At 57.8% G+C, this 25766-nt stretch carries 24 protein-coding genes; 6 read left to right on the top strand and 18 right to left on the bottom strand.

Features of this window, described 5'->3' with window-relative positions; translation table 11 throughout:
* Positions 1–50: 50 nt before the first annotated feature.
* The 3 genes from treC (at position 51) to nrdG (ending at position 4779) form a co-directional block, all read left to right on the top strand.
* Positions 51–1694, top strand: coding sequence for an alpha,alpha-phosphotrehalase (treC, locus tag FOY93_RS02445; protein ID WP_143344582.1), 1644 nt, complete (start codon positions 51–53; stop codon positions 1692–1694).
* A gap of 376 nt (positions 1695–2070) precedes the next feature.
* Positions 2071–4209, top strand: coding sequence for an anaerobic ribonucleoside-triphosphate reductase (gene nrdD, locus FOY93_RS02440; protein ID WP_143344581.1), 2139 nt, complete (start codon positions 2071–2073; stop codon positions 4207–4209).
* Between the two features lie 105 nt (positions 4210–4314).
* Complete coding sequence (gene nrdG, locus FOY93_RS02435; protein WP_143344580.1) at positions 4315–4779, top strand: anaerobic ribonucleoside-triphosphate reductase-activating protein; 465 nt, start codon at positions 4315–4317, stop codon at positions 4777–4779.
* 32 nt (positions 4780–4811) lie between these two features.
* Here nrdG and FOY93_RS02430 read toward each other — a convergent pair whose 3' ends face one another.
* From FOY93_RS02430 to pmbA, 12 genes are all read right to left on the bottom strand, one after another.
* Complete coding sequence (locus FOY93_RS02430; protein ID WP_133293651.1) at positions 4812–6722, bottom strand: BglG family transcription antiterminator; 1911 nt, start codon at positions 6720–6722, stop codon at positions 4812–4814.
* 19 nt (positions 6723–6741) lie between these two features.
* A complete protein-coding gene (locus FOY93_RS02425; RefSeq protein WP_136195698.1) occupies positions 6742–7878 on the bottom strand; it encodes a lactonase family protein in 1137 nt (378 codons plus the stop codon).
* A gap of 36 nt (positions 7879–7914) precedes the next feature.
* Positions 7915–8655 carry a 2-dehydro-3-deoxy-phosphogluconate aldolase gene (gene dagF / locus FOY93_RS02420; protein WP_136195699.1) on the bottom strand — a complete coding sequence of 247 codons (741 nt, stop codon included), beginning with the start codon at positions 8653–8655 and terminating at the stop codon, positions 7915–7917.
* Positions 8652–9770, bottom strand: a complete 1119-nt coding sequence (locus tag FOY93_RS02415; protein WP_143344579.1) for a DgaE family pyridoxal phosphate-dependent ammonia lyase — start codon at positions 9768–9770, stop codon at positions 8652–8654. The genes dagF and FOY93_RS02415 overlap by 4 nt, the downstream gene beginning before the upstream one ends.
* Complete coding sequence (locus FOY93_RS02410; protein WP_047174653.1) at positions 9754–10887, bottom strand: amidohydrolase/deacetylase family metallohydrolase; 1134 nt, start codon at positions 10885–10887, stop codon at positions 9754–9756. The genes FOY93_RS02415 and FOY93_RS02410 overlap by 17 nt, the downstream gene beginning before the upstream one ends.
* A gap of 42 nt (positions 10888–10929) precedes the next feature.
* Entirely contained in the window at positions 10930–11571 is a 642-nt protein-coding gene (locus FOY93_RS02405; RefSeq protein ID WP_003856081.1) for a DUF4310 family protein, read from the bottom strand.
* Between the two features lie 13 nt (positions 11572–11584).
* A complete protein-coding gene (locus FOY93_RS02400; protein ID WP_024907277.1) occupies positions 11585–12361 on the bottom strand; it encodes a DUF4311 domain-containing protein in 777 nt (258 codons plus the stop codon).
* A gap of 22 nt (positions 12362–12383) precedes the next feature.
* Positions 12384–12683: a DUF4312 family protein gene (locus FOY93_RS02395; RefSeq protein ID WP_006810338.1), complete on the bottom strand. Its 300-nt coding sequence runs from the start codon at positions 12681–12683 to the stop codon at positions 12384–12386.
* Between the two features lie 2 nt (positions 12684–12685).
* On the bottom strand, positions 12686–13048 hold the full coding sequence (locus FOY93_RS02390; RefSeq protein ID WP_010427372.1) for an SFCGS family glycine-rich protein: 363 nt from the start codon (positions 13046–13048) through the stop codon (positions 12686–12688).
* A gap of 10 nt (positions 13049–13058) precedes the next feature.
* The gene (locus tag FOY93_RS02385) at positions 13059–13397 is read right to left on the bottom strand and encodes a glycine dehydrogenase (RefSeq protein ID WP_136195702.1); all 339 of its coding nucleotides are present in this window, start codon (positions 13395–13397) and stop codon (positions 13059–13061) included.
* A 315-nt stretch (positions 13398–13712) separates the two neighbouring features.
* Positions 13713–14099: a cytochrome b562 gene (cybC, locus tag FOY93_RS02380; RefSeq protein ID WP_008501412.1), complete on the bottom strand. Its 387-nt coding sequence runs from the start codon at positions 14097–14099 to the stop codon at positions 13713–13715.
* Between the two features lie 38 nt (positions 14100–14137).
* On the bottom strand, positions 14138–15490 hold the full coding sequence (pmbA, locus tag FOY93_RS02375; protein ID WP_008501413.1) for a metalloprotease PmbA: 1353 nt from the start codon (positions 15488–15490) through the stop codon (positions 14138–14140).
* 95 nt (positions 15491–15585) lie between these two features.
* Here pmbA and yjgA point away from each other — a divergent pair, with 95 nt between their 5' ends.
* Entirely contained in the window at positions 15586–16137 is a 552-nt protein-coding gene (gene yjgA / locus FOY93_RS02370) for a ribosome biogenesis factor YjgA (protein ID WP_143344578.1), read from the top strand.
* Between the two features lie 77 nt (positions 16138–16214).
* Here the strand turns inward: yjgA and mpl are convergent, their stop codons facing one another.
* Positions 16215–17594, bottom strand: a complete 1380-nt coding sequence (gene mpl, locus FOY93_RS02365) for a UDP-N-acetylmuramate:L-alanyl-gamma-D-glutamyl-meso-diaminopimelate ligase (protein WP_111965364.1) — start codon at positions 17592–17594, stop codon at positions 16215–16217.
* 197 nt (positions 17595–17791) lie between these two features.
* On the opposite strand from mpl, the gene fbp reads away from it, so the two are divergent.
* Complete coding sequence (gene fbp, locus FOY93_RS02360; protein WP_023310178.1) at positions 17792–18790, top strand: class 1 fructose-bisphosphatase; 999 nt, start codon at positions 17792–17794, stop codon at positions 18788–18790.
* Positions 18791–18940: 150 nt separating this feature from the next.
* A complete protein-coding gene (locus FOY93_RS02355; protein ID WP_133293646.1) occupies positions 18941–19297 on the top strand; it encodes a helix-turn-helix domain-containing protein in 357 nt (118 codons plus the stop codon).
* Here the strand turns inward: FOY93_RS02355 and FOY93_RS02350 are convergent.
* The 5 genes from FOY93_RS02350 to ytfQ all read right to left on the bottom strand — a co-directional run bounded on the left by FOY93_RS02350 (position 19269) and on the right by ytfQ (position 25474).
* Complete coding sequence (locus FOY93_RS02350) at positions 19269–20840, bottom strand: methyl-accepting chemotaxis protein (RefSeq protein ID WP_133293645.1); 1572 nt, start codon at positions 20838–20840, stop codon at positions 19269–19271. The two genes, FOY93_RS02355 and FOY93_RS02350, sit on opposite strands and share 29 nt — an antisense overlap.
* A 93-nt stretch (positions 20841–20933) precedes the next feature.
* Positions 20934–21935 (bottom strand): galactofuranose ABC transporter, permease protein YjfF, encoded by a 1002-nt coding sequence (yjfF, locus tag FOY93_RS02345; protein WP_023293434.1) that lies wholly within the window; start codon positions 21933–21935, stop codon positions 20934–20936.
* Positions 21922–22947 carry a galactofuranose ABC transporter, ATP-binding protein YtfT gene (ytfT, locus tag FOY93_RS02340; protein ID WP_172621900.1) on the bottom strand — a complete coding sequence of 342 codons (1026 nt, stop codon included), beginning with the start codon at positions 22945–22947 and terminating at the stop codon, positions 21922–21924. The genes yjfF and ytfT overlap by 14 nt, the downstream gene beginning before the upstream one ends.
* Positions 22948–22957: 10 nt before the next feature.
* Entirely contained in the window at positions 22958–24460 is a 1503-nt protein-coding gene (gene ytfR / locus FOY93_RS02335) for a galactofuranose ABC transporter, ATP-binding protein YtfR (protein ID WP_143344576.1), read from the bottom strand.
* A gap of 57 nt (positions 24461–24517) precedes the next feature.
* Positions 24518–25474, bottom strand: a complete 957-nt coding sequence (gene ytfQ, locus FOY93_RS02330; RefSeq protein ID WP_014882271.1) for a galactofuranose ABC transporter substrate-binding protein YtfQ — start codon at positions 25472–25474, stop codon at positions 24518–24520.
* Between the last annotated feature and the right edge of the window lie 292 nt (positions 25475–25766).

The raw sequence follows: 25766 nt of genomic DNA, 5'->3' as shown, positions 1-25766 counted from the left end.
TCTCTCTTTCGGGGCGCAGTTGCGCCCCTTCGCATTTGCAGGAACACACTATGAATACCCTTCCTCACTGGTGGCAAAACGGCGTTATCTACCAGATTTACCCCAAGAGTTTCCAGGACACCACCGGCAGCGGCACCGGCGATCTGCGCGGCGTGACGCAGCGTCTGGACTACCTGAAAACCCTCGGCATCGACGCCATCTGGCTGACGCCGTTTTATATCTCCCCGCAGGTGGACAACGGCTACGACGTGGCAAACTACACCGCCATCGACCCGGCCTACGGCACGCTGGATGATTTCGACGAGCTGGTCGCTGAGGCGCACGCGCGCGGCATTCGCATCGTGCTGGACATGGTGTTTAACCACACCTCCACGCAGCACGCCTGGTTCCGCGAGTCGCTGAACAAAGCGAGCCCGTACCGCCAGTTCTACATCTGGCGAGACGGCACGCCGGAGCAGTTGCCCAACAACTGGCGCTCCAAGTTTGGCGGCAACGCCTGGCGCTGGCACGCGGAGAGCGAGCAGTATTACCTGCACCTGTTCGCGCCAGAGCAGGCGGACCTCAACTGGGAAAACCCGGCGGTGCGCGGCGAGCTGAAAAAGGTGTGCGAGTTCTGGGCCGACCGCGGCGTCGACGGCTTGCGCCTCGACGTCATTAACCTGATTTCGAAAGATCAGGATTTCCCTGACGATAACACAGGCGACGGCCGCCGCTTCTACACGGACGGCCCGCGCATCCACGAATATCTGCAGGAAATGAGCCGCGACGTCTTCACCCCGCGCAACCTGATGACGGTGGGCGAGATGTCCTCGACCTCGCTGGAAAACTGCCAGCAGTATGCATCGCTCGACGGGCGCGAGCTGTCGATGACCTTTAACTTCCACCACCTGAAGGTGGACTACCCGGGCGGCGAAAAATGGACGCTGGCGAAGCCGGACTTCGTGGCGCTCAAAACCCTCTTCCGCCACTGGCAGCAGGGGATGCACAACAAAGCCTGGAACGCGCTGTTCTGGTGTAACCACGATCAGCCGCGCATTGTGTCGCGCTTCGGTGACGAAGGAGAATACCGCGTTCACGCCGCGAAGATGCTCGGCATGGTGCTGCACGGCATGCAGGGCACGCCGTATATCTACCAGGGGGAGGAGCTGGGGATGACCAACCCACACTTCAGCCGCATCACCGATTACCGCGACGTGGAGAGCCTGAACATGTTCGCCGAACTGCGCGCCAACGGCCGCGAGCCTGAGGAATTGCTGGCGATTCTGGCGAGTAAGTCCCGCGATAACGGGCGAACCCCAATGCAGTGGGACGCGTCGCACAATGCGGGCTTTACCGAGGGCGAGCCGTGGATTGGCGTCTGCGATAACTACGAGACGGTGAACGCCCGCGCGGCGCTGGACGACCCGGATTCGGTGTTCTATACCTACCAGTCGCTGATTAGCCTGCGCAAAACCCTGCCGGTGCTGACGTGGGGGGATTATGAGGATCTCCTGCCGGAGCATCCTTCTCTGTGGTGCTATCGCCGCCAGTGGCAGGGACAGACCCTGATTGTTGCGGCAAACCTGAGTAATACGCCTCAGGAATGGCAGACAGACCTTCTCAGCGGTAAGTTGCAGGTGCTGATGAGTAACTACCCGACACCGCAAACGACGTCGCTGCGTCCATTTGAAGCCGTCTGGTGGTTGCAGCAGTAGCATTCCCTGCCGGGTGCGGCTCAGCACCCGGCTTACTTAACTGTTTTTGTTGAGTAATTAATCAGATTTTTCTCTCGCGCCTTTACAATCGCTGAAGCGCCCGTCGTTTGTACTCTCGTCTTTTTACTTTGTTCTGCATCAAATAAATCGCAAACATGTTTGATGCAAATCACTATATGTAGCACTTAAAATGCACGCCAACCCAACATCTTGTATTTATCGTCTACTATTCCAACAACAAGACGGCGCTTACGCTGGCCGGAATTGTGGATAACACGAGCTGGGAACGCGGGAAGTCTTTGGCCTGGCGGGGAATACGCCCGGAGAAGACTTCTCCACCTCTGTGGATAACCTGTTTTCAAAAAATGGAGTGATCATGACACCGCATGTGATGAAACGTGATGGCTGTAAAGTGCCGTTTAAATCAGAGCGCATCCAGGAAGCCATTCTGCGTGCAGCTAAAGCAGCGGGAGTCGATGACGCAGATTACTGCGCCACCGTCGCAGAAGTCGTTAGCAGCCAGATGAACGAACGCAGCCAGGTCGATATCAACGAGATCCAGACCGCGGTTGAGAACCAGCTGATGGCGGGGCCTTACAAGCAGCTGGCGCGCGCCTACATTGAGTATCGCCACGATCGTGACGTGCAGCGTGAGAAGCGCGGGCGTCTGAACCAGGAGATCCGTGGTCTGGTAGAGCAGACCAACTCTGCCCTGCTCAATGAAAACGCCAACAAAGACAGTAAAGTGATCCCGACCCAGCGCGACCTGCTGGCCGGCATCGTCGCCAAACACTATGCCCGTCAGCATCTGCTGCCGCGCGACGTAGTCTCGGCGCACGAGCGCGGCGAAATTCACTACCACGATCTCGACTATTCGCCGTTCTTCCCGATGTTCAACTGCATGCTGATCGACCTGAAAGGGATGCTGACCCACGGTTTTAAAATGGGTAACGCGGAGATTGAACCGCCTAAGTCGATCTCCACGGCCACCGCGGTCACGGCGCAGATCATCGCCCAGGTCGCCAGCCATATTTATGGCGGCACCACCATTAACCGCATTGATGAAGTGCTGGCCCCGTTCGTGACGGCAAGCTTCATCAAGCACCGTAAAACGGCCGAAGAGTGGCAGAGCCCGGACGCTGACGGCTACGCCCATTCCCGCACCGAGAAAGAGTGCTACGATGCCTTCCAGTCGCTGGAATATGAGGTGAACACGCTGCACACCGCCAACGGCCAGACGCCGTTTGTGACCTTCGGCTTTGGCCTGGGCACCAGCTGGGAATCACGCCTGATCCAGCAGTCGATCCTTCGCAACCGTATTTCTGGCCTCGGCAAAAACCGCAAAACGGCGGTGTTCCCGAAACTGGTGTTCGCCATCCGCGACGGCCTGAACCACAAGTTTGGCGATCCGAACTACGACATCAAACAGCTGGCGCTGGAGTGCGCGAGCAAGCGCATGTATCCGGACATCCTGAACTACGACCAGGTTGTGAAAGTTACCGGTTCGTTTAAAACGCCAATGGGCTGCCGCAGCTTCCTCGGCGTGTACGAGGATGAAAACGGCGAGCAGATCCACGACGGGCGCAACAACCTGGGCGTCATCAGCCTCAACCTGCCGCGCATCGCGCTGGAGGCGAAAGGTAATGAAGCTGAGTTCTGGAAACTGCTGGATGAACGTCTGCAGCTGGCGCGCAAAGCGCTGATGACCCGCATTGCCCGTCTGGAAGGGGTGAAAGCCCGCGTCGCGCCGATCCTCTATATGGAAGGGGCCTGCGGCGTGCGCCTGAAGGCGGACGATGACGTATCCGAGATCTTCAAAAACGGTCGCGCGTCCATTTCGCTGGGCTATATCGGTATTCACGAAACCATCAACGCGCTGTTTGGCGACACGCACATGTACGACAGCGAAGCCCTGCGCGAAAAAGGGATCGCCATCGTTCAGCGCCTGCGCGACGCGGTAGACCAGTGGAAAGAGGAAACTGGCTACGGGTTTAGCCTGTACAGCACGCCGAGCGAGAACCTGTGCGACCGCTTCTGCCGTCTGGACACCGCCGAGTTCGGGATTGTGGAAGGCGTGACCGACAAAGGGTACTACACCAACAGCTTCCACCTCGACGTGGAGAAAAAGGTCAACCCGTACGACAAGATCGACTTCGAAGCGGCGTATCCGCCGATCGCCAGCGGCGGCTTCATCTGCTACGGCGAGTACCCGAACATTCAGCACAACCTTAAGGCGCTGGAGGACGTGTGGGATTACAGCTACCAGCACGTGCCGTATTACGGGACCAACACGCCTATCGACGAGTGCTACGAATGCGGCTTTACCGGTGAGTTCGAGTGTACGAGTAAAGGCTTTACCTGCCCGAAATGCGGCAACCACGATGCGGCTCGCGTATCCGTGACCCGTCGCGTATGCGGCTATCTCGGTAGCCCGGACGCGCGTCCGTTTAACGCCGGCAAGCAGGAAGAGGTGAAGCGTCGCGTCAAGCATTTGGGGAATGGGCAGATCGGTTAATCCTCAGCCACGTTAATGCCCGGTGGCGCTGCGCTTACCGGGCCTACGGACCGCTCTCTTTTGTAGGCCGGGTAAGCGCAGCGCCACCCGGTGTGGTTATTCGCTATGAACTATCACCAGTACTACCCTGTCGACATCGTCAACGGCCCCGGCACCCGCTGCACCCTGTTCGTTTCAGGCTGCGTCCACGAATGCCCCGGCTGTTACAACAAAAGCACCTGGCGTCTGAACTCCGGCATGCCGTTCACCGCGGAGATGGAAGATAAAATCATCCGCGATCTGAACGACACGCGCATCAAACGCCAGGGGGTTACGCTCTCCGGCGGCGATCCGCTGCACCCGCAAAACGTGCCGGATATCCTGAAGCTGGTGAAGCGCATTCGTGCAGAGTGTGCGGGAAAAGATATCTGGGTCTGGACAGGCTACAGGCTGGATGAACTGAATACGCAGCAGATGGAAGTGGTGGATCTGATTAACGTGCTGGTCGACGGCAAGTTCGTGCAGGATTTAAAAGACCCGGCTTTGATCTGGCGCGGCAGCAGTAACCAGGTAGTGCATCATCTGCGATGATCAAAGGCGGATGTTATCCATCCGCCCTTACCTCAAAACCGACTCAAACTCTCCATCGCCACCGCCTTAAACCCGGCAAAATCTCCGCAGCTAGAGAGCCTCGACATCGCCCGCTCGCGCAGGAAGGTGACGAAGATATCGTAAATCGCCATCGCCTCTTCGTACTCGCTTTTGCTGATGGCGAGCAGGAAGATGACGTGCGCGGTTTCGTCGCCCCACTGAACGCCGTGCGGGGCGAGCACGGTGTAGACCACCGTTTTCTGCGCCAGCAGGCCGAGGGAGTGCGGGAGCGCGATGCCGTCGCCGAGCATGGTGCTGACGATGGCTTCACGCTCAACAACCGAATCCAGAAACTCCGCGCCGACAAAGCCTTCTGCTTCAAGCTGTTCACACAGCTCGCGGAACAGCGTCTGCTGATCGATTGGCTTGTCGATAATGCGGAAATGGGCCGCGTCGAAGTATTTATCCAGCATCCACGGGCGGGTGCGGTCCACGAGCACCAGTTTGCCAATCTGTTCTAACTGATAGTCGGTCGGGAACGGGGCGATCGTTACTACCGGTTTCGACTTTTCGCTGACGCGTGCGGTGGCTATCACAAAGTCTTCGCCAATGGTTTCCGCAACCTCGTACTCGCGCAGGGTGAGCGTGCGCGTCACCTCAATCTGCGGATATTTACGCTGCAGCACCGCCTCAATCATGCGGACCATCGCGTTACCGGCGTCGCATACCAGCAGCACGCGCGGCTGGCGCTGGTAGCCGATGTTGTAGTGGCGCTCGAGCCCGACGCCAATGTGCAGCACCAGGAAGCCAATCTCGTTTTCGCTGATCGCATACGGCGTGTATTTGCCCCAGCTCGACACCGCCGCCAGCGTCATGTCCCACGCCATCGGGTAGTGCTGCTTGATGTTATCCAGCAGCGGATTGGGGATCATAATTTGATACCGCACGCGGGTGATCATGGTTTTGATGTGCGTGAGCAGATCCGCGTGCAGCTGTTCGTCGCTGAGCAGGTTGTAGTTATAGTGGGTGTTGATGTAGCGCAGGATGTAGTTGACCAGCGCTTCGTCGTCGTCGGCGTTAATGGCGCTGGGCGCGATCTCCTGAATCTGCCGCGCCGCAATGTGCACGCACAGCCAGCTCTCCTCTGATGGCGAAAGCGCCTTGCCCGCCAGCTGCTGGATGGTGACGGCGATATCCTTAGCCGCCTCGCGCACGTTCTCTTCAACGTCTTCGGCGTGGAATTCCGGCAGCGGATAGCCCTCGCTGATGCGCCGTACCGACACCGCGCAGTACAGGCGCAGGAACAGCTCGCCTTCATCGGTCAGGCGAATGTGGTGACGCGTCAGGGCGTCGTGTAGCACCGGCACCATCTGCTCCGCCACGCCCGCATTCAGCGCCACGTCGGTCACCAGCGGGTTCAGGCTGTCCTGCTGCGCCAGCTCCCAGAGCAGATCGGTCAGGCACGCGCGGGTCGACATCTCGCTGCCAAACAGCTTCATGCCATGGCGCGGACGCGTTTCCAGCGTCAGGTTGTAACGATGAAACCACTCGCGCACCTCCGCCATGTCACTTTGCAGCGTGGCGCGGCTGATAAACCACTCGTCCGCCAGATCCTCCAGCTTAAGAGAAAATGCCGAGGTCAAAAAACGTACCACCAGATAATGCACCCGCTCCGGCCCGGTGCGGGGGATACGCAGCGCGCGCGGGTGGGATGCCTGCAGCTGCTGGTAGCGCTGGGCATCATCTATTTTGAGCTGGTAGCCATTGCCCCTGCTCAAGATAAACTGCGCGCCGTGGCTTGCCAGCAGCGCGTTCAGGGCGGTGATATCGGCACGGACGGTTCGCGTGGAAACCGACAGCCGCTGCGCCAGTTCGTCCTGCGGCAGCGTCTCGTTTTGCAACAGTTCGAAAAGTTGCGCTAAACGTTGGTTCGGAAATCGCACGTCGTTGTCCTCTTACGGCTTAAGGTGAAATGACCATCTGGGATGGGCTGCCGACCGGGGTATAGTCCGGTTCGAAGCTCAATTTCCCGTCCTGCGCCACGCGGAAACGGGTAATGTTGTCGCTGCGCTGGTTCATGACGTACAGCCAGCGTCCCTGCTTATCGAGCGTCAGGGTGCGGGGATAATCACCACGCGTCCACACGTCATCCTGATGCGTCAGCGTGCCCTCCGCCGTTACGGTAAAGTGCCCGATGCTGTTATGCAAACGGTTAGCCACATACAGCTGTTTGCCGTCTGCGCTTAACGCCAGACCGGCAGCAAAGCTGGTGCCTTTGTAACCTTCAGGCAGGGCTGAAATTGTTTTGCCCTCTTTTAAGGTGCCGTTGGCGTTCACGGTATACCGGGTGAGCGTAGACGCCTCTTCGTTAATCAGCCACAGGGCATCGCCCTTTGGCGTAAAGACAAAGTGGCGCGGCCCGGCCCCTTTTGAGGAGGCGCTGATAAACGGCGGATCGTTCGGCGTCAGCTTTCCTGTCCGATCGTCAAAGCGGTACTGATAGATGCGATCCAGCCCAAGATCGGTCGAAAACACGTATTTCCCGCTCGGATCGGCGGCGATCATGTGCGCATGCGGGCCGTTATGATCGCTGATCGCGAAACTGCCCTCGACGGCAGCTTCCGGCTTCGCCGCGCCCGGTTCGCCTTGATCCTGACGTTTGTCCGTGGCTTCCCCCAGGCTGCCGTCTGCTTTAACGGGCAGCACCGCGACGCTTCCGCTGACGTAGTTCGCCACCAGAAGATGCTTGCCGTTCGGCGTCAGGGAGAGATACACCGGCCCCGCACCGCCGGAGGCCACCTGATTCAGCTCGCTCAGCTCACCGTTATCGCCGACGCGCAGCGCCTGCACCACGCCCTGCTCCACTTCGCTTGCCAGATACAGCGTTCTGCCGTCCCGTGAAAGGGTCAACTGCGCCGCATTCGGCAGTTTGCTCACCAGCGTTTTATCTTTCAGCGCGCCGGTTTGCGGGTTAACAGTAAAACGGTACAGCCCTTCACCGTTCGGATTATAGGTACCCACCCAGGCGTATTGCGTCTGGGCGACAGCGGCGGTGGCGAACATTGAGAGTGAAGCGACAAGCAGGGTACGGGTGTGCATGGTGGCTCCTTCAGGTATGTGCGGTTTAGTTTTGTTTTATTTAACCAGCTTCTTCGTCATCGCCAGCAGCGTACGCACGTCTTCCGGACGCGTATCGCCGCTGGCTTTATCGATAATCGAGCTGTAGATATGCGGGACGATCTTGCTCACGCCCGCGTCGAGGGCGATCTGCAGGATCTCCTCATAGTTTTCCAGATCGATACCTCCGGTCGGCTCCAGCCAGAAGTCGTGGCGGGCGCAGGCTTCCGCTACCGCCTTGTACTCGTCACGGTACTTGAGGCCGCCCATCGGGAAGTATTTGATGGAGCTGCCGCCGAAATCTTTCAGCAGGGCAATCGCGGTATCAACCGGCACGATACCGTCCGGCGCTTTGCTGCTCAGCGGGCCGGTGGAGATTTTTACCATGCCAACGGTGCCTGTCGGAGAGACCAGACCGTTGACCACGGACTCATTCTGCCCCAGCAGCGCGCGGCTGGTGGCCACGCCGGTAAAGACCTGGTTAACGTGCTGCGGCTGCACCTGGCGGGAGATTTCACTCACCATCGCCGACTGGTTCGGGTCGCCCGCGCCCAGCCCAACAGACAGCGCGTTATCAATCAGCTTCGCGTATTCGCGCATATCAGCAACAGCGCTCGCCACGTCCGGGTAGTTTTTGGAGAGCACGCCCACCAGCACGTGACCTTCCGCCGCCTCGTAAATAGCGCTGGCGTTGGCCTTTGAGCCGGCCAGCACGTTCAGGCAGACGCGGTCACGGTAAAAGTTGGGGGTCAGTTTCATGCGTTTTTCTCCTGTCCTAACACTTCGCTAATGCGGCGGTACACGATGTTCAGCTGGTCAGCATTCACGCTGCGCACGTCCGCTTCGATTATCCCTTCGTTGGCCTTGTAGCCACGGAAGTAAATGGCGTATTCGCCCTGCTTCAGCTTCGCCACCAGATCGCCCGTGCCGACGCCGGTCGTGACTTCGTCGAACTTAATCTCGGTGCGGGCAATATCGCGTCCGGCGCTGTCCCAGACCACGCGTGCGGTAACGCCGTTCAGGGTGTTGAGCGCCTCGATAAACGGCGTCATTTTCGCCACCATCTCGGCGCCGCTCTCTTTGGTGGCCGTCAGATAGTGTTCGATGGCGCAGGTCAGGCCAAGAATGCCCTCTTTACCCACCTTCATGGCGCGGCCAATCCCCGCCGTCTGGCGCTTCACCCACTCAACGTACCGGGTTTTGCCGATCACCAGACCGCTGGTGGGGCCTTCGATCGCCTTCGCGCCGCTGTAGATCACCAGGTCCGCGCCGGCGCGGTAGTACACGTGCAGATCTTCTTCCGCCGCGGCATCGACGATGAGCGGCAAGTCGTGTTTACGTGCGATAACCGCCGCCTGCTCGACGCTGAGCATGCTTTTCTGCACGCAGTGGTGAGATTTGATGTACATGATCGCCGCCGTACGCGGCGTGATTGCCGCCGCCAGCTGATCGGCGGAACATTCGTTGGCGTAGCCCGCTTCCACCAGCTTGCCGCCGCCCAACGCCACCATGGTGCCCACCGGCGCGCCAAAGTTCACGTTGTGGCCTTTCGGCAGGACGATTTCGTTATTTTCAATCGGTGTGACGTGCAGGTTTTCCAGCAGCCAGTCGCTGTCTTTTACCAGCACCGCCGCCACGGACTGGGCAATGCCCGCCGACGCGCAGGAAACCACCGTCGCCCCTTCCACGTCCAGCAGCTTCGCGATGTAATCCCCGGTTTTATTGACCAGATCCTTCATCTCGAAATAGTGATTCATGCCGTCCATCGCCGCCTGCACGACTTCCGGGCGCGGCGTGGAGACGCCGAGCGCCGTCATGCGGCCAGAGGTGTTGATCACCTGCTTTAAGTTGTACTTCTCATAAATCGAAGGCATGTTCCGTGCTCCCTTGTTCGGTCATGTAGCCCTTGCCCGCGCGGATCGCGGCAAGCGGCACCAGAATGTATTCAGCCTGCAGGCTGTCGTTTTCGGCATCCGTCAGCACCGTCGGCTGATGTTTGAGGGTGAATAGCGTCAGATCGGCGTCGAGACCCGGCTGAATGCGGCCCTTGCGCGCCAGGCGCAGGCCGTCGGCGGCGTTCGCGGTGACGCAGTCAATCACCTGCGGTAAGGACATGCCGATGGCGAGAAACTTCGACATCACGCTTGCCAGCGAGCCCACCGGGCCGTTGATGCGGTTGCGGCAGTAGATATCCGAGCTGATGGTGTGCGGCAGAATACCCATCGCGATGGCGCGTTTCGCCACCTCAAAGCTAAAGCTCGCCGTACCGTGCCCGACGTCCAGACGCACGCCGCGCTTCAGGGCGGAGGAAATGGAGGCGCGCAGCTCGCCCGAGGGCGTCAGAATGCGGTTAGGCTTGCCGTTATAGCAGTGGGTAATGATGTCGCCGGAACTCAGGAGTTCGGCGATTTCGTCGAGATTTGGCGGGTTGTTGCCGATGTGCACCATCAGCGGCAGGTCGCCGTTCTCTTTCTGAATCGCTTTCGCGCGCTCCAGCGGCGTGATGCCGTTGTCACCGACCACGCTGCTGCTCATGCGCGCCTTCAGGCCGACGATAAAATCAGGGTGGCGCTTCACCGCCTGCTTCACCGCGTCGGCATCAACATTGGCCATGTTGGCCAGCTCGTTCTGGGCAATCAGCCCCACGCGGGAGATGTTCAGCAGGGCAAAGACTTCAGTGGAGGCCCTGCGGGTAATGTCATAGAAATCGTCCACATCGTCGGCACCGGTACTGCCCGCGTCCACTACGGAGGTGACGCCAGTGGCAATGCCCACGCTGTCCGGCTCGTCGTGGTAAATCGGGGAATTCGGATAGCAGTGTACATGGGAGTCAATCCAGCCTGCGCTGACGAACACGTCACCGTTAAGATCAACCGTCTTGCGAGCGGGAGCGTCAATGTCGCCCGTCGCGGCAATCTTCCCGTCCTGAATCGCGATATCGGTCAGGGTATCGTCGGCGAGGCGCGCGCGGCGCAGGAGTAAATCAAACATGAGGATCTCCTGAAAAGGCGGGCGCCGGAGCGCCCGCGGGTATTAAAGGGCGACCGGGAACAGCCAGCCCAGAATCATCGCGCCGAGGATAGCGCCACCGGTAATCGGCTTCTGCCAGATGTAGAACAGCAGCGCACCCACCAGCGAACCGACGCCGATTGGAATGGAGGCGGTCATGGCGCTGAGAATAATCAACGGCCCGAGGAAGCGGCCGGAGGCGTTGCCCGCGCCCATCATCACGTCTGCGCCGTAGGTGGAGTTGCTCTGGTTGATAGTGAACTTACGCGCCAGGATGATGACGTAGCCAATCGCCAGGCCAATCACCAGGCCGGTGATCAGCGAAGCAATGAAGTTGGTCACCGGGAACATGATCCCCGCGCCCAGCAGCAGCGCCGGAACGCCAAGGCCCACGCCGGTCTGGATCGCGCCGCCGATGTCGAGAATACCAACCAGCGACCCTTCGATAATACGGGCGAACAGGAAGCTCGCGCCAAACGCCGCCACCGCGCCGTAAACGCCGGTATCAATGCCCGCTTTCAGCATCGCCACGAAGGCCACTTCGTTAAACGCGCCGATGCCGTAGAGGTAGTACATGTGCGTCCCGGCAAACACGCCGGAAGAGAGCAGGCCAACGAAGATCGGGAACGACCAGTCGGCATACCAAAAACCTTTATTCTGTTCCATTTAGAGGCTCCTGTTATTTACCGCTGAGCGAGTTGTGGATCATGTCGAGCCAGTTCGGCACGGTCAGATGGAAGGATTCGATCATCTTCATGTCGAAGCCGCGGAAGAAGCCGCTCAGCACGAAGAGCAGGACGATCGCCGCCATCATCACTTTGGTGACGTGGTTCCAGCCGCTCTCTTCCACGCCTTTACCGATCAGGATCCCCAGCACCAGGCCCGGTACGGCGTTCCCCATAATCAGCTGCGCCGCGCCGCCAAAAATGGTGGCCCAGAAGCCCGATTTTTTACCCGCATCGATAGCCGCCAGCCAGAAGATCACCGGCATCACGGTGTTCACCAGCAGGTTTGCCGCCGGCACCAGCACCTTCACGGCGGTGACCTGAAGGGCAGCCGGCACGGAGGAGGCGGTAAGGTTAAGGAAGGTCACGACAATCATGCCGATCAGGCCGCAGGCAATCGCCATTTTGCGCGGGTCGTGCAGCGTTTCGCCGACGTTACGGTTTTTGATCATCAGTGCAGCAGCACCCCAGTTCGGGATGATGCGGTGGTCAACGTCCTGTGTGAAGGCACCTGCGGCCACGGAAGAGGCCCAGGCGTTAAAGAAGAAACCTAACCCAAAGGAGAAGTGGGACGCCGGATCACCTTCACAGGAGTTCAGTTCCCCCAACGTACGAAACGCGCCCATACCCTGAGTGGTAGGCGCATGAAACATGCGTGCAGCCCCGGCTCCGACACCGACGCCAACCAGGCCGCCAATGATGAGCGATTTTATTAATATAATTAAGAACATCAGTCTGCCCTTTTATGAATAATCAGCGTTGCGTGACGAAATCCACCTGGTCAAGATTGATAGCGGTCACGTTGACGGTCACATCCAGCTCCACGCTGTAGGTGCGTCTTTCCCGGCGCAGAAAGAAGAACAGAAACGCTTCTTTACGCACCGCTTCTTGCGCCTGAACGACCTGCACATCCTGTGGCTCAATACGCAGTAAGATATGCGGTGAGGCTTTCATCACCGCGGCCTGAACGTGGTTGAGCGCGTCGGCAAAGGCGCGCGCTTTGGCGTCGCCTTTGCCCTTCACTCTCACCGTGGTTGTGAACTGTTCTTTCATGCTTATGCGCCGTATTTCTTCTGCCACGCCTGCACCAGACGCTCGCCCAGCTCTTCTTTATCCATAAAGCCGAAGCCCAGCACGTTGCAGCCTTCGTTGATGGCGGTCACGCCCTCTTCCACGGAACGCATGCCGTATTTCGCTTTGTAGCCATATTTGGTCTGGGCGGTGATAGCGCCCGCGCCGCCGCTGCCGCAAAAGGAAATACCGAAGGTGGCGTTTTCCGCTTTCATCATGTCGCCGAGCTTCATGTCCGCCGCCATGCCCGGCACGACCACCGCGCGTCCACCTGCTTTTTCCACACCGGCAGCCACTTTCTGACCTTTACCCAGGCGATCGCCAATCACGACTGTAATCTGTTCCATGTGTTGCTCCTTAAAGGTTGTCTTTCGCGACTTCAAAGTGAACGGAGAGCAGCCAGGCTTCTTCATCAGGAAGATTGCCAAACTGCGCGACCACTTCACGGGCGAGCCGCATTGAATCCGGTGAAATTTCGTCAAACAGCTCTGCTTCAACCTCCGGCAGCGGCTCGCCGGTCACGGACCGGTGCGCCATGGCGCGCACGTGGGAGGTGAGCATCTGCTCCTGTACCGCATTGGGGATGATGTTGTTCCGGGCCAGCAGGGCATAAACCTGCTGCAGCATGGTGTTCGCGAGCTTTTCTGTTTGCTCCGCCTGTTCCCCAACGTCGTTCATTACCGCTCCGTTAATCACTGGTCTTACCCCGTTAATGGCTCTGGAATAAAACTAACGTTGGGGGGGAATTGTTTGTAGCGAGTTGTTTTCCACTTCGAAGTGGAAAGGCGAGCCGCGGCAGTGATCTGTGCCACATAAATGCGGTGAATCTGAATTAATGACGGTATTCGCGTGATGAATATCACGTATTCCAGCGGCAAAACGCGCGTCGGGGAAACGAAACGTTCAGGCGTGGTGACGCAAAAATGTGATGGCGATAGGGTTTACTTATTACCGCGTAAAAAAAACGGGGGCCGCTGGCCCCCGCTGGTTGTTTGTCAGATGCGCGATCGGTTAACGGTATTTCTTGTGATACGTGTTACGGGTCGTCACAAACTGCTCGGCTGCCGCCTGGGCTTCCTTCACTTTGCCTTCGTTAGCCAGCTTCAGCGCGCCGTCGATCTGGCCGACCAGCACGTCAAAGCCGTGGCGGTAGTCTTTCATCTCTGCACTGTCTGCCGCTTTGCTTTCCAGCTTTGGAGGCGTCGCTTTTTGTGCGTCCAGCGCCGCTTCACGCATTTTGGTCAGCGCGTCTTTCATTTCCGCCGCATTGTCGGTTTTCTGCACCACCTTCAGGTTTTGCCCGAGGATGCCCATGTCGTCTTCAAGATCGGCAGCAAACGCAGAAGAGCCAAGAACCAGCGTTGAAGCCGCGACGATCGCTAACAGATGTTTACGCATTGCTCACTTCCTTTTTTATTATTAACAAAACGCTATCTCTATTGTCCGGCGATTTTCATTTCCGGGAGTAATACAGAACCACACTGTATATTGCTGCGTGTTTCAATATCGTTACCGACAGTAACGATATTGCGCCACATGTCCTTCAGGTTGCCGGCGATGGTAATTTCGCTCACCGGATACTGGATTTCGCCATTTTCCACCCAGAAGCCCGCCGCGCCGCGAGAGTAGTCTCCCGTGATGCCGCTGACGCCCTGACCCATCAGCTCGGTCACCACCAGACCGGTGCCCATCTCTTTCAGCATCTGCTCAAAGTTGAGGCCCTGCCCGGCAATGCGCCAGTTGTGAATACCGCCCGCGTGCCCGGTGCTTTTCAGCCCCAGCTTGCGCGCGGAGTAGTTGGTCAGAAGCCACTGGGTCAGAATGCCGTCCTTCACTATGTCACGACGCTCCGTGCGCACGCCTTCGCTGTCGAACGGCGTGGAGGCCAGGCCTTTCAGCAGGTGCGGATGCTCTTCGATGGTCAGCCATTCCGGCAGGATCTGCTTGCCCAGCGAGTCGAGCAGGAAGGTCGATTTACGGTAAACGGAGCCGCCCGCGATAGCGCCCACCAGATGGCCAAACAGACCGGTCGCCACTTCGTTGGCAAAGATAACCGGCGCTTTCATGGTGGAGAGTTTACGCGGCGACAGGCGAGACAGCGTGCGTTCGGCGCACTCTTTACCCACCCACTCCGGAGACTGCAAATCCCCCAGCGCGCGGCCAATGGTATAGGCGTAGTCGCGCTCCATGTCACCGTTCTCTTCGGCGATGACGCAGCTGGAGAGCGAGTGACGGGTAGAGCAGTAGCCCTGCAGCATACCGTGACTGTTGCCGAAGACTTTGATGCCGTAGTGGCTGTTAAAGCTGCCGCCTTCGGTATTGGTGATGCGCTTGTCGGCCTGCAGGGAAGCCTGCTCGGCGCGCGCGGCAAGCTCGATCGCTTCGTCCGGGGTCACTTCCGCCGGGTGGAACAGATCGAGATCCGGCGCGTCAAACGCCAGCAGATCTTTATCCGCCACGCCTGCGTAAGGATCCGGAGAGGTATAACGGGCAATATCCAGCGCCGCCTGCACCGTACGGGCAATGGCATCCGGGCTGAGATCGGTGGATGACGCGCTGCCTTTGCGATTCTGGTGATACACCGTGATCCCAAGCGCGCCATCGCTGTTGAATTCTACATTCTCCACTTCACCATAGCGGGTACTCACGCTGATGCCGGTGGTTTTGCTGACCGCCACTTCGGCGCCATCTGATTTTTCTGAAGCAAGCATCAGCGCGGTGGAGACGGCTTCTTCAAGAATCTTACGCTGCGCTTCAACTTGTGAGGTTACTTTCATCGCAAATGCCATACTGTAAGAGAGAGTTATCTGAAGTCTAACAGAGAACCGTTTTTCAGTGCGCGTCTTAACTGGTAACATTAGCCTCTTTTTTTAAGGAGCCTGACATGACTAAGCAGCCCGAAGACTGGCTCAACGACGTTCCCGGTGATGACATCGAAGACGAAGATGATGAGATCATCTGGGTCAGTAAAAGTGAAATTAAACGTGACGCCGAAGAGTTAAAACAGCTTGGCGCGGAAATGGTAGAACTGGGTAAAAACGCGCTGGATAAGATCCCGCTCGACCAGGATCTGCGCGATGCCATTGAACTGGCACAGAAAATCAAAAAAGAAGGCCGTCGTCGCCAGCTTCAGCTTATCGGGAAAATGCTGCGTCAGCGCGACGTCGATCCGATCCGCCAGGCGCTGGACAAGCTGAAAAACCGCCACAATCAGCAGGTTGCGCTGTTTCATAAGCTGGAGCAGATCCGCGATCGTCTGATTGAACAGGGTGATGATGCCGTGCCGGAAGTGCTGAACCTGTGGCCGGATGCCGACCGCCAGCAGCTGCGTTCCTTGATCCGCAACGCGAAGAAAGAGAAAGAAGGGAATAAGCCGCCGAAGTCCGCGCGCCTGATTTTCCAGTATCTGCGCGAGCTGTCTGAGAACGAAGAGTAATTCGTTCCCCTCACCCCGAAGGGGCGAGGGAGAAAAGAACGTAGACCCGGTAAGCGCGAGCGCCACCGGGCTTTTTTTTACGCGTCGGCTGCCGCTTCCGCTTTCTTCGCCAGACCGTCCAGCAGCTTCTGATGGATCCCACCGAACCCGCCGTTACTCATCACCAGAATATGGTCGCCGGGCTGAGCGGCTTTCACCACCATATCCGCGAGCGCGTCCACGTCCGCACTCCAGTGCGCAGGCTGAATGCAGGCGTCGGCTACTTCAGCCACCTGCCACGGAATATGCTGCGGCTGCAGCAGGAAGACTTCATCGGCACGCCCTAACGACGGCGCCAGATCGTCTTTGCAGATGCCCATCTTCATGGTGTTCGAGCGCGGTTCCAGTACCGCCAGAATGCGGGCAGTGCCGCCGACCTTGCCACGCAGGGCGGCGAGCGTTGCCAGAATGGCCGTTGGGTGGTGCGCGAAATCGTCATACACGGTAACGCCGTGGGCTTCACCGCGCAGTTCCAGACGGCGGCGGGCATTGATAAACGAGCCCAGCGCGTTGGCTGCATCCGCAGGCAGAACGCCGACGTGACGCGCCGCAGCAATGGCCATCAGGCCGTTGTGCATGTTGTGCTCGCCCACCAGGCCCCACTTCACCTCACCCACTTTTTCACCGTCGAGCAGCACTTCCCACTCGGAGGCATCGGCGTTGAGTTTCTTCGCCTGCCAGTGGCCCTGCTCGCCCACCAGCTCCTGCTCGCTCCAGCAGCCCATCGCCAGAGTCTGCTTAAGGTTGATATCGTTCTCCGGCAGGATGATGCGCCCCTGACCCGGAACAATGCGCACCAGATGGTGGAACTGTTTCTGAATCGCTTTCAGATCGTCAAAAATATCCGCGTGGTCGAACTCAAGGTTGTTGAGGATCAGGGTGCGCGGGCAGTAATGCACGAACTTGGAGCGCTTGTCGAAGAACGCGCAGTCGTATTCGTCGGCTTCGATCACGAAGAACGGGCTGTCACCCAGACGCGCAGAAACGTCGAAATTACCCGGTACGCCGCCGATCACGAAGCCCGGCTTGTAGCCGCAGGCTTCGAGGATCCAGGTTGCCATGCCCGCAGTCGTGGTTTTGCCATGAGTACCGGCAACGGCAACCACCCAGCGGTCGCGCAGGACGAAGTCATGCAGCCACTGCGGGCCGGACATGAACGGAATATTGCGTTCCAGTACCGCCTCGACGCACGGATTGCCGCGGGTCATCGCGTTACCAACGATCACCAGGTCCGGCTCGGGATCCAGCTGGCTGGCATCGTAGCCCTGAATTAAAGAGATGCCCTGTTTTTCCAGAAGTGTGCTCATTGGCGGATACACATTGGCGTCCGAACCTGTCACTTCATGGCCCAGCGAGCGCGCCAGCATTGCCAGTCCGCCCATGAAAGTGCCACAAATCCCCAATATATGAATGCGCATACGTCACTATCCTTCTTCAATGTGGCGCACATTTTACTCACATGTTAGCGGCTGTGAAACGCATTTCAGGTAAATCCGTATGTTGCTGGCGCGATTCACCTCTGCGCTACTATTTGAATATTTGTTAAGATTGTTGGGCTTTAGTCGTTTTAGTGAACATACAATCGCTCTACTCACAAAGATGCAGGGAAAGTGTTATGAAAACGTTAGGTGAATTTATTGTCGAAAAGCAGCACGAGTTCTCTCATGCTACCGGTGAACTCACTGCTTTGCTGTCGGCAATAAAGCTGGGCGCTAAGATCATCCACCGCGATATCAACAAGGCCGGTCTGGTCGATATCCTGGGTGCCAGCGGTGCCGAGAACGTTCAGGGCGAGGTTCAACAGAAACTCGATCTGTTCGCAAATGAAAAACTGAAAGCTGCACTGCGCGCGCGCGACATCGTTGCGGGTATCGCCTCTGAAGAAGAAGATGAAATTGTTGTTTTCGAAGGGTGTGAACACGCTAAATACGTTGTTCTGATGGATCCGCTCGACGGTTCCTCAAACATCGACGTTAACGTTTCTGTCGGTACCATTTTCTCCATCTATCGCCGCGTCACGCCTGTTGGCACGCCGGTGACCGAAGAAGATTTCCTGCAGCCTGGCATTAATCAGGTTGCTGCCGGTTACGTCGTTTATGGCTCGTCCACCATGCTGGTGTATACCACCGGATGCGGGGTTCACGCCTTTACGTACGATCCTTCACTGGGCGTTTTCTGTCTGAGCCAGGAACGCATGCGCTTCCCGGAAAAGGGCAACACCTACTCCATCAACGAAGGCAACTACATCCGATTCCCGAACGGCGTGAAGAAGTACATTAAATTCTGCCAGGAAGAAGATAAAGCGACCCAGCGCCCTTACACGTCCCGCTATATCGGCTCTCTGGTCGCTGATTTCCACCGTAACCTGCTGAAAGGCGGTATCTACCTCTACCCAAGCACCGCCAGCCATCCGGACGGGAAACTGCGTCTGCTGTACGAGTGCAACCCGATGGCATTCCTCGCCGAACAGGCGGGCGGCAAGGCGAGCGACGGTAAAGAGCGTATTCTGGATATCGTGCCGGAAAGCCTTCACCAGCGCCGTTCATTCTTCGTCGGCAACAACCACATGGTTGAAGACGTTGAACGTTTTATCCGTGAGTACCCGGACGCGTAATACCTCTCTACAGGGGAGCCGTTCTGGCTCCCCTGGTCATTTATATATTTTACCGTATAAGTGTTTATAAAAAACATGCTTTAATATTCACCACTGCTCCTGCATTATTTCCATAACAGTTTGATAGATATTTCGTGGAGCAGAATCGCAATGAACAATTATTCCCGTGCTAATACCGGCATTGATTTAAATCTTATCCCTGTATTTATTGAAGTCGTCCGCTGCGGCAGCATGGCAAAAGCCTCTTTGCGTCTGGAGATGTCACGCCCCGCGGTGAGCCTGGCCTTAAAGCGTTTTAATCAACTCTTTGATGAACCATTATTTTTCCGAAAAGGTTTATATCTTGAACCGACGGAAAAAGCGTTAGCCTTAACCAGCTCGCTGGAAATATTAATGGGTGAAATTCACGATAATATTGCGGCAGTTAATTCCGGGAAAAATAAAACCCCGGCACAGAACGTACCGGGGTTGAGTAATATTATGCAGCGGTCTGAGTCGTCACTTTGAATGATGACATCGCTTCCATAAGCTGACGCGACTGCTCCTCAAGGGAGCGGGTCGCAGCGGAGGATTGCTGCACCAGCGCAGCATTCTGCTGCGCGGTTTCGTCCATCTGATTCACCGCAATATTCACCTGCTCAATGCCGCGGCTTTGCTCCTGGGACGCGGTCGCAATCTCACGCATCAGTTTGGTCATGCGCAGCACTTCTGTTGCGATCTCATCCATCGTTTCGCCAGCCTGCTGAGCCAGCTCGCTGCCCTCGTTAACGTGGGTCTGCGAATCACTGATAAGCGATCGGATCTCTTTCGCCGCGTCGGCGCTGCGGCTGGCAAGGTTTCGCACTTCGCCCGCGACGACGGCAAACCCACGCCCCTGCTCGCCCGCGCGCGCCGCTTCCACGGAGGCGTTAAGCGCCAGAATATTGGTCTGGAAGGCAATACCGTCGATCACGCTCAGGATGTCGGCGATGCGCGCCGAGCTGCCGGAGATATCGCGCATTTTTTCAATCACGTAGCAGACCATTTCGCTGCCGTGATCGGCCGTATCGGACACCGACTTCGCCAGCTGGTGCGCCTGCTCGGCGTTATCCGCGTTGAGTTTCACCGTCGCGGTGATTTGTTCCATGCTGGCCGCCGTCTGCTCCAGCGACGTGGCGGTGGATTCCGTACGCTCGGCAAGATCGCGGTTTCCCAGGGTCAGTTCGCGGCTGCCGGTGTCAATTTGCGAGCTGGCATCGCGTACCCGCATTACCGAGTTCATCAGCGACTGTCGCATCTCCTCTATCACCGCGTTGAGGCGGTTAAACTCCTGACTCGCGGGCGCGGCAAGCGTATGGGTTAAATCCCCCGCCGCCACGTTCTCCAGCTGAGCAATGGAGGCCGAGAGCGGCTGGAGCAGCATATGGCGCAGCACCAGCCACGCGAGCACGATAATGCCCGCCGTCAGCAGCGCTGCGACGATAATCAGGATCAGCACGCGGGTTTTACTCGACTGTACGGCACTCACTTCCGCCTGACCACGCGCTTCGCTCCATTTCTGAAACGCCTGCATATCGTTATCAAACTGCTTCGCCACCGGGATCAGCGTCTTCTCCAGCAGATCGTAATACCCGTCCGCGCTCTGGTCATTCAGGGTTTTCAGCATCGGGTTGATCCCCTGCTGGCTATACGTCGCCAGGCTGGCTGACACTTTGTCGAGCAGCTGTTGCCCCTGCTCGTCAGCCACGCCGTCGTCGATCACGCCTTTCAGCGTTTTCTGGGCCAGGGCAACTTCCTGATTGATGTTTTTTACCGCTTTGGCCGCATCGTCCAGCATGCCGATTTCCATCATGCGGACGGCCTGGCCCGCCTCATTGCGCGCGCGCAGGATCAGCGTATAGCCAGAATTAAGCTGCACCATCTGCTCACCCTGAAGGTGATTAATACGCTGCAGTGAAGAAGAACTCTGTGTGAGGGCATAAATGCCAATGCCGCTGACAATCAGCAGCAGAAGGGTCATAACGGCCAGTAAAGAGAGCAAGCCGGTACGAATCGATAGCGTTTTAAGCATGATATTATTTCCGGTAGCGAGATATTTCTGGGCATAAAAAAAGAGTATCGGCCGCTACCGGAAAATGTTTAGACTTTAAGCAAATTCAGCGTGTTATCGCTCTGTTACCGATGTGTTTACGCGGGTAACAGGTGAGCTTTGGCGGTTCTCCCAGAGCACCGTAAGACCGCGCTGCAGGGCAATAAAGATAAACAGCAATATGCCGATGGCGATCTTCGTCCACCAGGAGCTGAGCGTGCCGTCAAAGTTGATATAGGTTTGTATCAGCCCCTGTATAGCCACGCCGAACAGCGTCCCCAGCACCGTACCCACGCCGCCGCTAAGCAGCGTACCGCCGATGACCACAGAAGCAATCGCATCCAGCTCAACGCCAACGCCTGCAAGGGCATAGCCCGCCTGGGTGTACACCGAGAAGACGATACCCGCCAGCGTCGCCAGGCCTGTCGAGAGCATATAGATGCGGATGGTAGTGCTGCGGGTCGAGATCCCCATCAGGTTTGCCGACGTGGCGTTACCGCCGATGGCGTAAACCTGATTGCCAAACCGGGTACGGTGGGCGAGGAAGATGCCGATCACCACCACGCCCAGCATCAGCAGCCCCATCGCGCTCAAACGACCGCCGCCGGGAATTTTCCACGCCAGGCTGGAGAGCGTGTCATACACCGGATGGTTAATCGGGATCGACTCTTCCGACACCAGATAACTTACCCCACGGAGGAAGAACATCCCCGCGAGGGTAATGATAAACGCCGGGATTTTCAGCGCGTCGATCAGCAGCCCCATAAAGGCACCAAACGCGCAGCCCATCGCCAGCACCAGCGGAAACGCCACCAGCGGAGAGATCCCCCAGAAGCCGATCGCCTTCGCGAGGAACACGCCCGTAAACGCGATCACCGAGCCGACGGAGAGATCGATCCCGCCGGAGAGGATCACAAAGGTCATTCCGACGGCGATGATGCCTAAAAAGGCGTTATCGGTCAGGATATTGCAGATCACGCGCGTCGAGGCAAAGCCGGGGAATTGGGTGAGGCAGTAGAGATACCCCAGCACAAATACGCCCAGCGTGATCATCAACGGTAAATTACGTTTTATCATGGCCACGGATCCCCTTAATGATGCTGACAAAGCGCGGCGACTGGACGATCAGAACGCAGAGTACGACCACCGCTTTCACCACCTGATTGAGTTCCGGCTGGAATCCCGAAAGCAGGATCCCGGTGTTCATGCCCTGAATGATCAGCGCGCCGATCACCGAGAGCAGCAGGTTAAAGCGCCCGCCCATCAGCGACCCGCCGCCGATGACCACCGCCAGGATTGCGTCCAGCTCCAGCCAGAGCCCGGCGTTGTTGGCATCGGCTCCGCGGATATCCGCCGCGACGATCACCCCTGCGATGGCGGCGCAAACGCCGCTCAGCACGTAGGTCAGCATCACCATCAGCCGGGTGTTGACCCCGGCGTTGCGCGCGGCGCGGATGTTGATCCCGACGGCCTCAATGAACATGCCGAGCGCCGTTTTACGGGTGAAGAGCCAAAAGACAACCAGCGTGGCCAGGGCAATAATCACCGGCGTCGGGAAGAACAGAAGGTTGCCGCTACCAAGCCACGCCAGGCTCGGGGAGTTAAAGGTGACAATCTGGCCGGAGGTAATCAGCTGCGCCACCCCACGCCCGGCCACCATTAAGATAAGCGTGGCGACAAAGGGCTGAATTTTCAGCACCGCCACCAGAATGCCGTTCCATAATCCGGCCAGCACGCCGGTGCCTAACGCCGCCAGCAGTACCACCGGCAGGCTGTGTCCGGCCACGGTCATGGAGGCTGCAGTGGCCCCGGCGATAGCCATCACCGCGCCGACGGAGAGATCAATCCCGCCGGTGGCAATGACCAGCGTCATCCCGATGGCCAGCAGCGCCACGGGCGCAGCACGGTTCAGGATGTCTATTGGGCTGCCAAACAGGCGACCATCCTGCACGATAATCTGGAAGAAATGCGGTGCGACAAGGCTGTCAACCAGCAGTACCACCAGCAGCGCCGCGATTTGCGGCGTGCCGGTTGGCCAGCTGAAGCGGCGCTTTGACTCACCGGTTTGCGAAAGCGAACGGGACATCACGATTCACTCCTTATGCCGCAATGGCATTCATGATCGCCGGAACGGACAGCTTATCCAGCGGGATCTCTGCCACCTGCTTGCGATCGCGCATGATAATGACGCGATCGGCATAACCTACCAGCTCCTCCAGCTCGGACGAAATGACGAGCAGGGCCAGACCGTCTGCACACAGGGTTTCGATAAGTCGGATAATTTCGGCGTGCGCCCCCACGTCAATGCCGCGGGTCGGTTCGTCGAGGATCAGGAACTGCGGTTTGGTCAGCAGCCAGCGCGACAGCAGCACCTTCTGCTGGTTGCCGCCGGAGAGGAACTCGATCGGCTGTTCCGCGCTCGGGGTGCGGATCCCGAGCTGGCGGATAAAGCGCTCGGCTATGGCATTTTGCTCTTTACGGGGGATCGGGCGCAGCCAGCCGCGCTGGGCCTGCAGCGCCAGAATGATATTCTCCCGCACCGAGGCTGCGGCAATGATACCGTCCGTTTTCCGATCTTCCGGGCAGAAGCCGACGCCCAGACAGGAGGCCTGATGCGGCGATCGCAGGGTTTGCGGTTTGCCCTTGATCAGCGCGCTGCCGCTGTCCGCGGGCTTGATCCCGAAGATCACCTCGGCGGTTTCGGTTCGGCCCGAGCCTAGCAGGCCCGCCAGCCCGACAATTTCGCCCGGCCGCACCTCAAGGTTAAACGGCGATATCACTCCTTTTTTGCCGTAATCGCTGAACGCGGCGACCGGTTTCTCGCTCAGCAGCGTGCGCCCTGCGCGCTGGAGGGCGTTGGTTTCCAGCTCACGACCCAGCATCATTTTCACCAGCTCGATCTGCGGCAGCTCGCGGGTTTCGCGGCAGCCAACAAAGCTGCCGTTGCGCAGCACCGTAATGCGATCGCTCACCTCATATACCTGATCGAGGAAGTGGGTAACGAAGATCAGGCTTACGCCCTGATCGCGCAGCTGGCGCATCAGGGTAAAGAGCATCTCCACTTCCTGGGTATCGAGGCTGGCGGTGGGTTCGTCCAGGATGAGTACCTTCGCGGAGAGATCGATCGCGCGACAGATGGCAACGATCTGCTGCATCGCCACGGAAAAGCGGTTCAGCGGCTCGCGGACGTCGAGGGAGAAGCCGTAGGATTCCATCAGCTTTGTCGCCCGCGCCTCCATCTCTTTGCGGCGCAGCAGGCCAAAGCGTCGCGGCTCACGGCCAATAAACAGATTATCCGCCACCGACATATTAGGCAGCAGGTTCACTTCCTGATAGACCGTCCCGATCCCCAGCTGTTGGGCATGGGCGGTATTTTTTGGCGAAATGGCGTTGTCTTCCAGCCAGATGGTGCCGCGGTCGGCGTGATAAACGCCGGTCAGGGATTTAATCAGCGTCGATTTTCCCGCGCCGTTCTCGCCCAGCAGCGCCATGATCTCCCCACGCCGCAGGCTAAAATCAACGTTATCCAGCGCTTTTACGCCGGGGAAGAATTTACTCAAGCCCTCTGTGCGGAGGATTTCCTGGTGTTGTTCAGTGGTCATGGTTTCCCCCTGCGTCAAGCCGGATGGCGCAGCGCCACCCGGCATGTTCAGACAGGCTTAGTAGCCCATATTTTTCTTCTTCTCTAACTCTTCTTTCGCCGTGTCAGGCAGGTAGAGCGTGGATTTGGTAACCGTCACTTTCTCCGGCATCGTGCCGTCTTTCTTGAATTTCTCCAGCGCGTCGAATGCCGGGCCCGCCATGTTTGGCGTCAGCTCCACGCTGGCGTTGGCTTCGCCGTCAATCATCGCTTTGTAGATATCCGGCACGCCGTCGATAGAGCCGGTGAGGATATCTTTGCCCGGCTTCAGGCCCGCTTCTTTAATTGCCTGAATCGCGCCGATTACCATGTCATCGTTGTGGGCGTAAACCATGCAGATATTCTTGCCGTTGTTTTCAGCCTTAATGAAGCTCTCCATGACCTCTTTACCTTTACTACGGGTAAAGTCGCCGGACTGAGAGCGGATGATCTTGATGTTTGGCGCTTTCGCGATGGCTTCAGCAAAGCCTTTTTTACGGTCGATGGCCACGCTCGCGCCGACGGTGCCCTGCAGCTCAACGACGTTACACGGCTTGCCGTCGACCTGTTTCACCAGCCAGTCGCCAATCAACTGCCCTTCAAGCACGTTGTTAGCGGTGACGGTTGTCATATAAAGGGATTTGTCTTTGACGTCGATGGAACGGTCGAGCAGGAAGACCGGGATCTCAGCGTCTTTCGCTTCCTTCAGGACGGGTTCCCAGCCGGTTGCCACGACGGGTGCAATAAAGATGGCATCCACGCCCTGGGCGATAAAGGAGCGCACGGCTTTGATCTGATTCTCTTGTTTTTGCTGACCATCGGCGATTTTCAGGGTAATACCGCGTTTCTGAGCTTCGCTTTTCGCCACGTTGGTTTCTGCCGCTCGCCAGCCAGATTCAGAGCCGACCTGCGAAAAACCTACGGTTAAGGGAGCGGCCATCGCCATAGACGACATGGCTGCCGAAACTGCTGTGACCAGGAGTAAGCGCTTCCACATATGAACGTCCTCGTAGGGTGAGTTATTGTTGGTTAAAAGATGTTCTGCGGAATGACTATAGCCCATGAAATATGTAACGAATTGCGTTACATCACACTTCAGAAAAGTGAATAAAACGTTAATCACAAGTTTGTAATCGCTTTCATTTCTCCATGAAAAATGCGGCTGAGTTTATGGATTTTTCTGTCATGAAATCGGTCTGAAAAGTGGGAAGAACGTGGAGAGAAGGCGAAAACAGGCGGAGACATTCAGCGCGAGTTGGCTATAATACCTGCCACTTGTTTACCATCCA

Source organism: Enterobacter sp. 18A13 (genome assembly GCF_007035975.1).
Taxonomy (GTDB): domain Bacteria; phylum Pseudomonadota; class Gammaproteobacteria; order Enterobacterales; family Enterobacteriaceae; genus Enterobacter; species Enterobacter vonholyi.
The sequence above is the reverse complement of the archived record's forward strand: the minus strand, read 5'-3'. Positions and strand labels throughout refer to the sequence as shown.

Excerpts from the sequence above, each read along its gene's own strand:
- FOY93_RS02425 (WP_136195698.1), bottom strand. The coding sequence starts at position 7,878 with ATGCACACCCGTACCCTGCTTGTCGCTTCACTCTCAATGTTCGCCACC.
- mpl (WP_111965364.1), bottom strand. The coding sequence starts at position 17,594 with ATGCGCATTCATATATTGGGGATTTGTGGCACTTTCATGGGCGGACTG.
- FOY93_RS02415 (WP_143344579.1), bottom strand. The coding sequence starts at position 9,770 with ATGCCTTCGATTTATGAGAAGTACAACTTAAAGCAGGTGATCAACACC.
- FOY93_RS02400 (WP_024907277.1), bottom strand. The coding sequence starts at position 12,361 with ATGTTCTTAATTATATTAATAAAATCGCTCATCATTGGCGGCCTGGTT.
- fbp (WP_023310178.1), top strand. The coding sequence starts at position 17,792 with ATGAAAACGTTAGGTGAATTTATTGTCGAAAAGCAGCACGAGTTCTCT.
- FOY93_RS02355 (WP_133293646.1), top strand. The coding sequence starts at position 18,941 with ATGAACAATTATTCCCGTGCTAATACCGGCATTGATTTAAATCTTATC.
- nrdD (WP_143344581.1), top strand. The coding sequence starts at position 2,071 with ATGACACCGCATGTGATGAAACGTGATGGCTGTAAAGTGCCGTTTAAA.
- FOY93_RS02410 (WP_047174653.1), bottom strand. The coding sequence starts at position 10,887 with ATGTTTGATTTACTCCTGCGCCGCGCGCGCCTCGCCGACGATACCCTG.
- yjgA (WP_143344578.1), top strand. The coding sequence starts at position 15,586 with ATGACTAAGCAGCCCGAAGACTGGCTCAACGACGTTCCCGGTGATGAC.
- pmbA (WP_008501413.1), bottom strand. The coding sequence starts at position 15,490 with ATGGCATTTGCGATGAAAGTAACCTCACAAGTTGAAGCGCAGCGTAAG.
- FOY93_RS02395 (WP_006810338.1), bottom strand. The coding sequence starts at position 12,683 with ATGAAAGAACAGTTCACAACCACGGTGAGAGTGAAGGGCAAAGGCGAC.
- nrdG (WP_143344580.1), top strand. The coding sequence starts at position 4,315 with ATGAACTATCACCAGTACTACCCTGTCGACATCGTCAACGGCCCCGGC.
- ytfQ (WP_014882271.1), bottom strand. The coding sequence starts at position 25,474 with ATGTGGAAGCGCTTACTCCTGGTCACAGCAGTTTCGGCAGCCATGTCG.
- yjfF (WP_023293434.1), bottom strand. The coding sequence starts at position 21,935 with ATGATAAAACGTAATTTACCGTTGATGATCACGCTGGGCGTATTTGTG.
- treC (WP_143344582.1), top strand. The coding sequence starts at position 51 with ATGAATACCCTTCCTCACTGGTGGCAAAACGGCGTTATCTACCAGATT.
- ytfR (WP_143344576.1), bottom strand. The coding sequence starts at position 24,460 with ATGACCACTGAACAACACCAGGAAATCCTCCGCACAGAGGGCTTGAGT.
- FOY93_RS02390 (WP_010427372.1), bottom strand. The coding sequence starts at position 13,048 with ATGGAACAGATTACAGTCGTGATTGGCGATCGCCTGGGTAAAGGTCAG.
- FOY93_RS02405 (WP_003856081.1), bottom strand. The coding sequence starts at position 11,571 with ATGGAACAGAATAAAGGTTTTTGGTATGCCGACTGGTCGTTCCCGATC.
- FOY93_RS02350 (WP_133293645.1), bottom strand. The coding sequence starts at position 20,840 with ATGCTTAAAACGCTATCGATTCGTACCGGCTTGCTCTCTTTACTGGCC.
- dagF (WP_136195699.1), bottom strand. The coding sequence starts at position 8,655 with ATGAAACTGACCCCCAACTTTTACCGTGACCGCGTCTGCCTGAACGTG.
- cybC (WP_008501412.1), bottom strand. The coding sequence starts at position 14,099 with ATGCGTAAACATCTGTTAGCGATCGTCGCGGCTTCAACGCTGGTTCTT.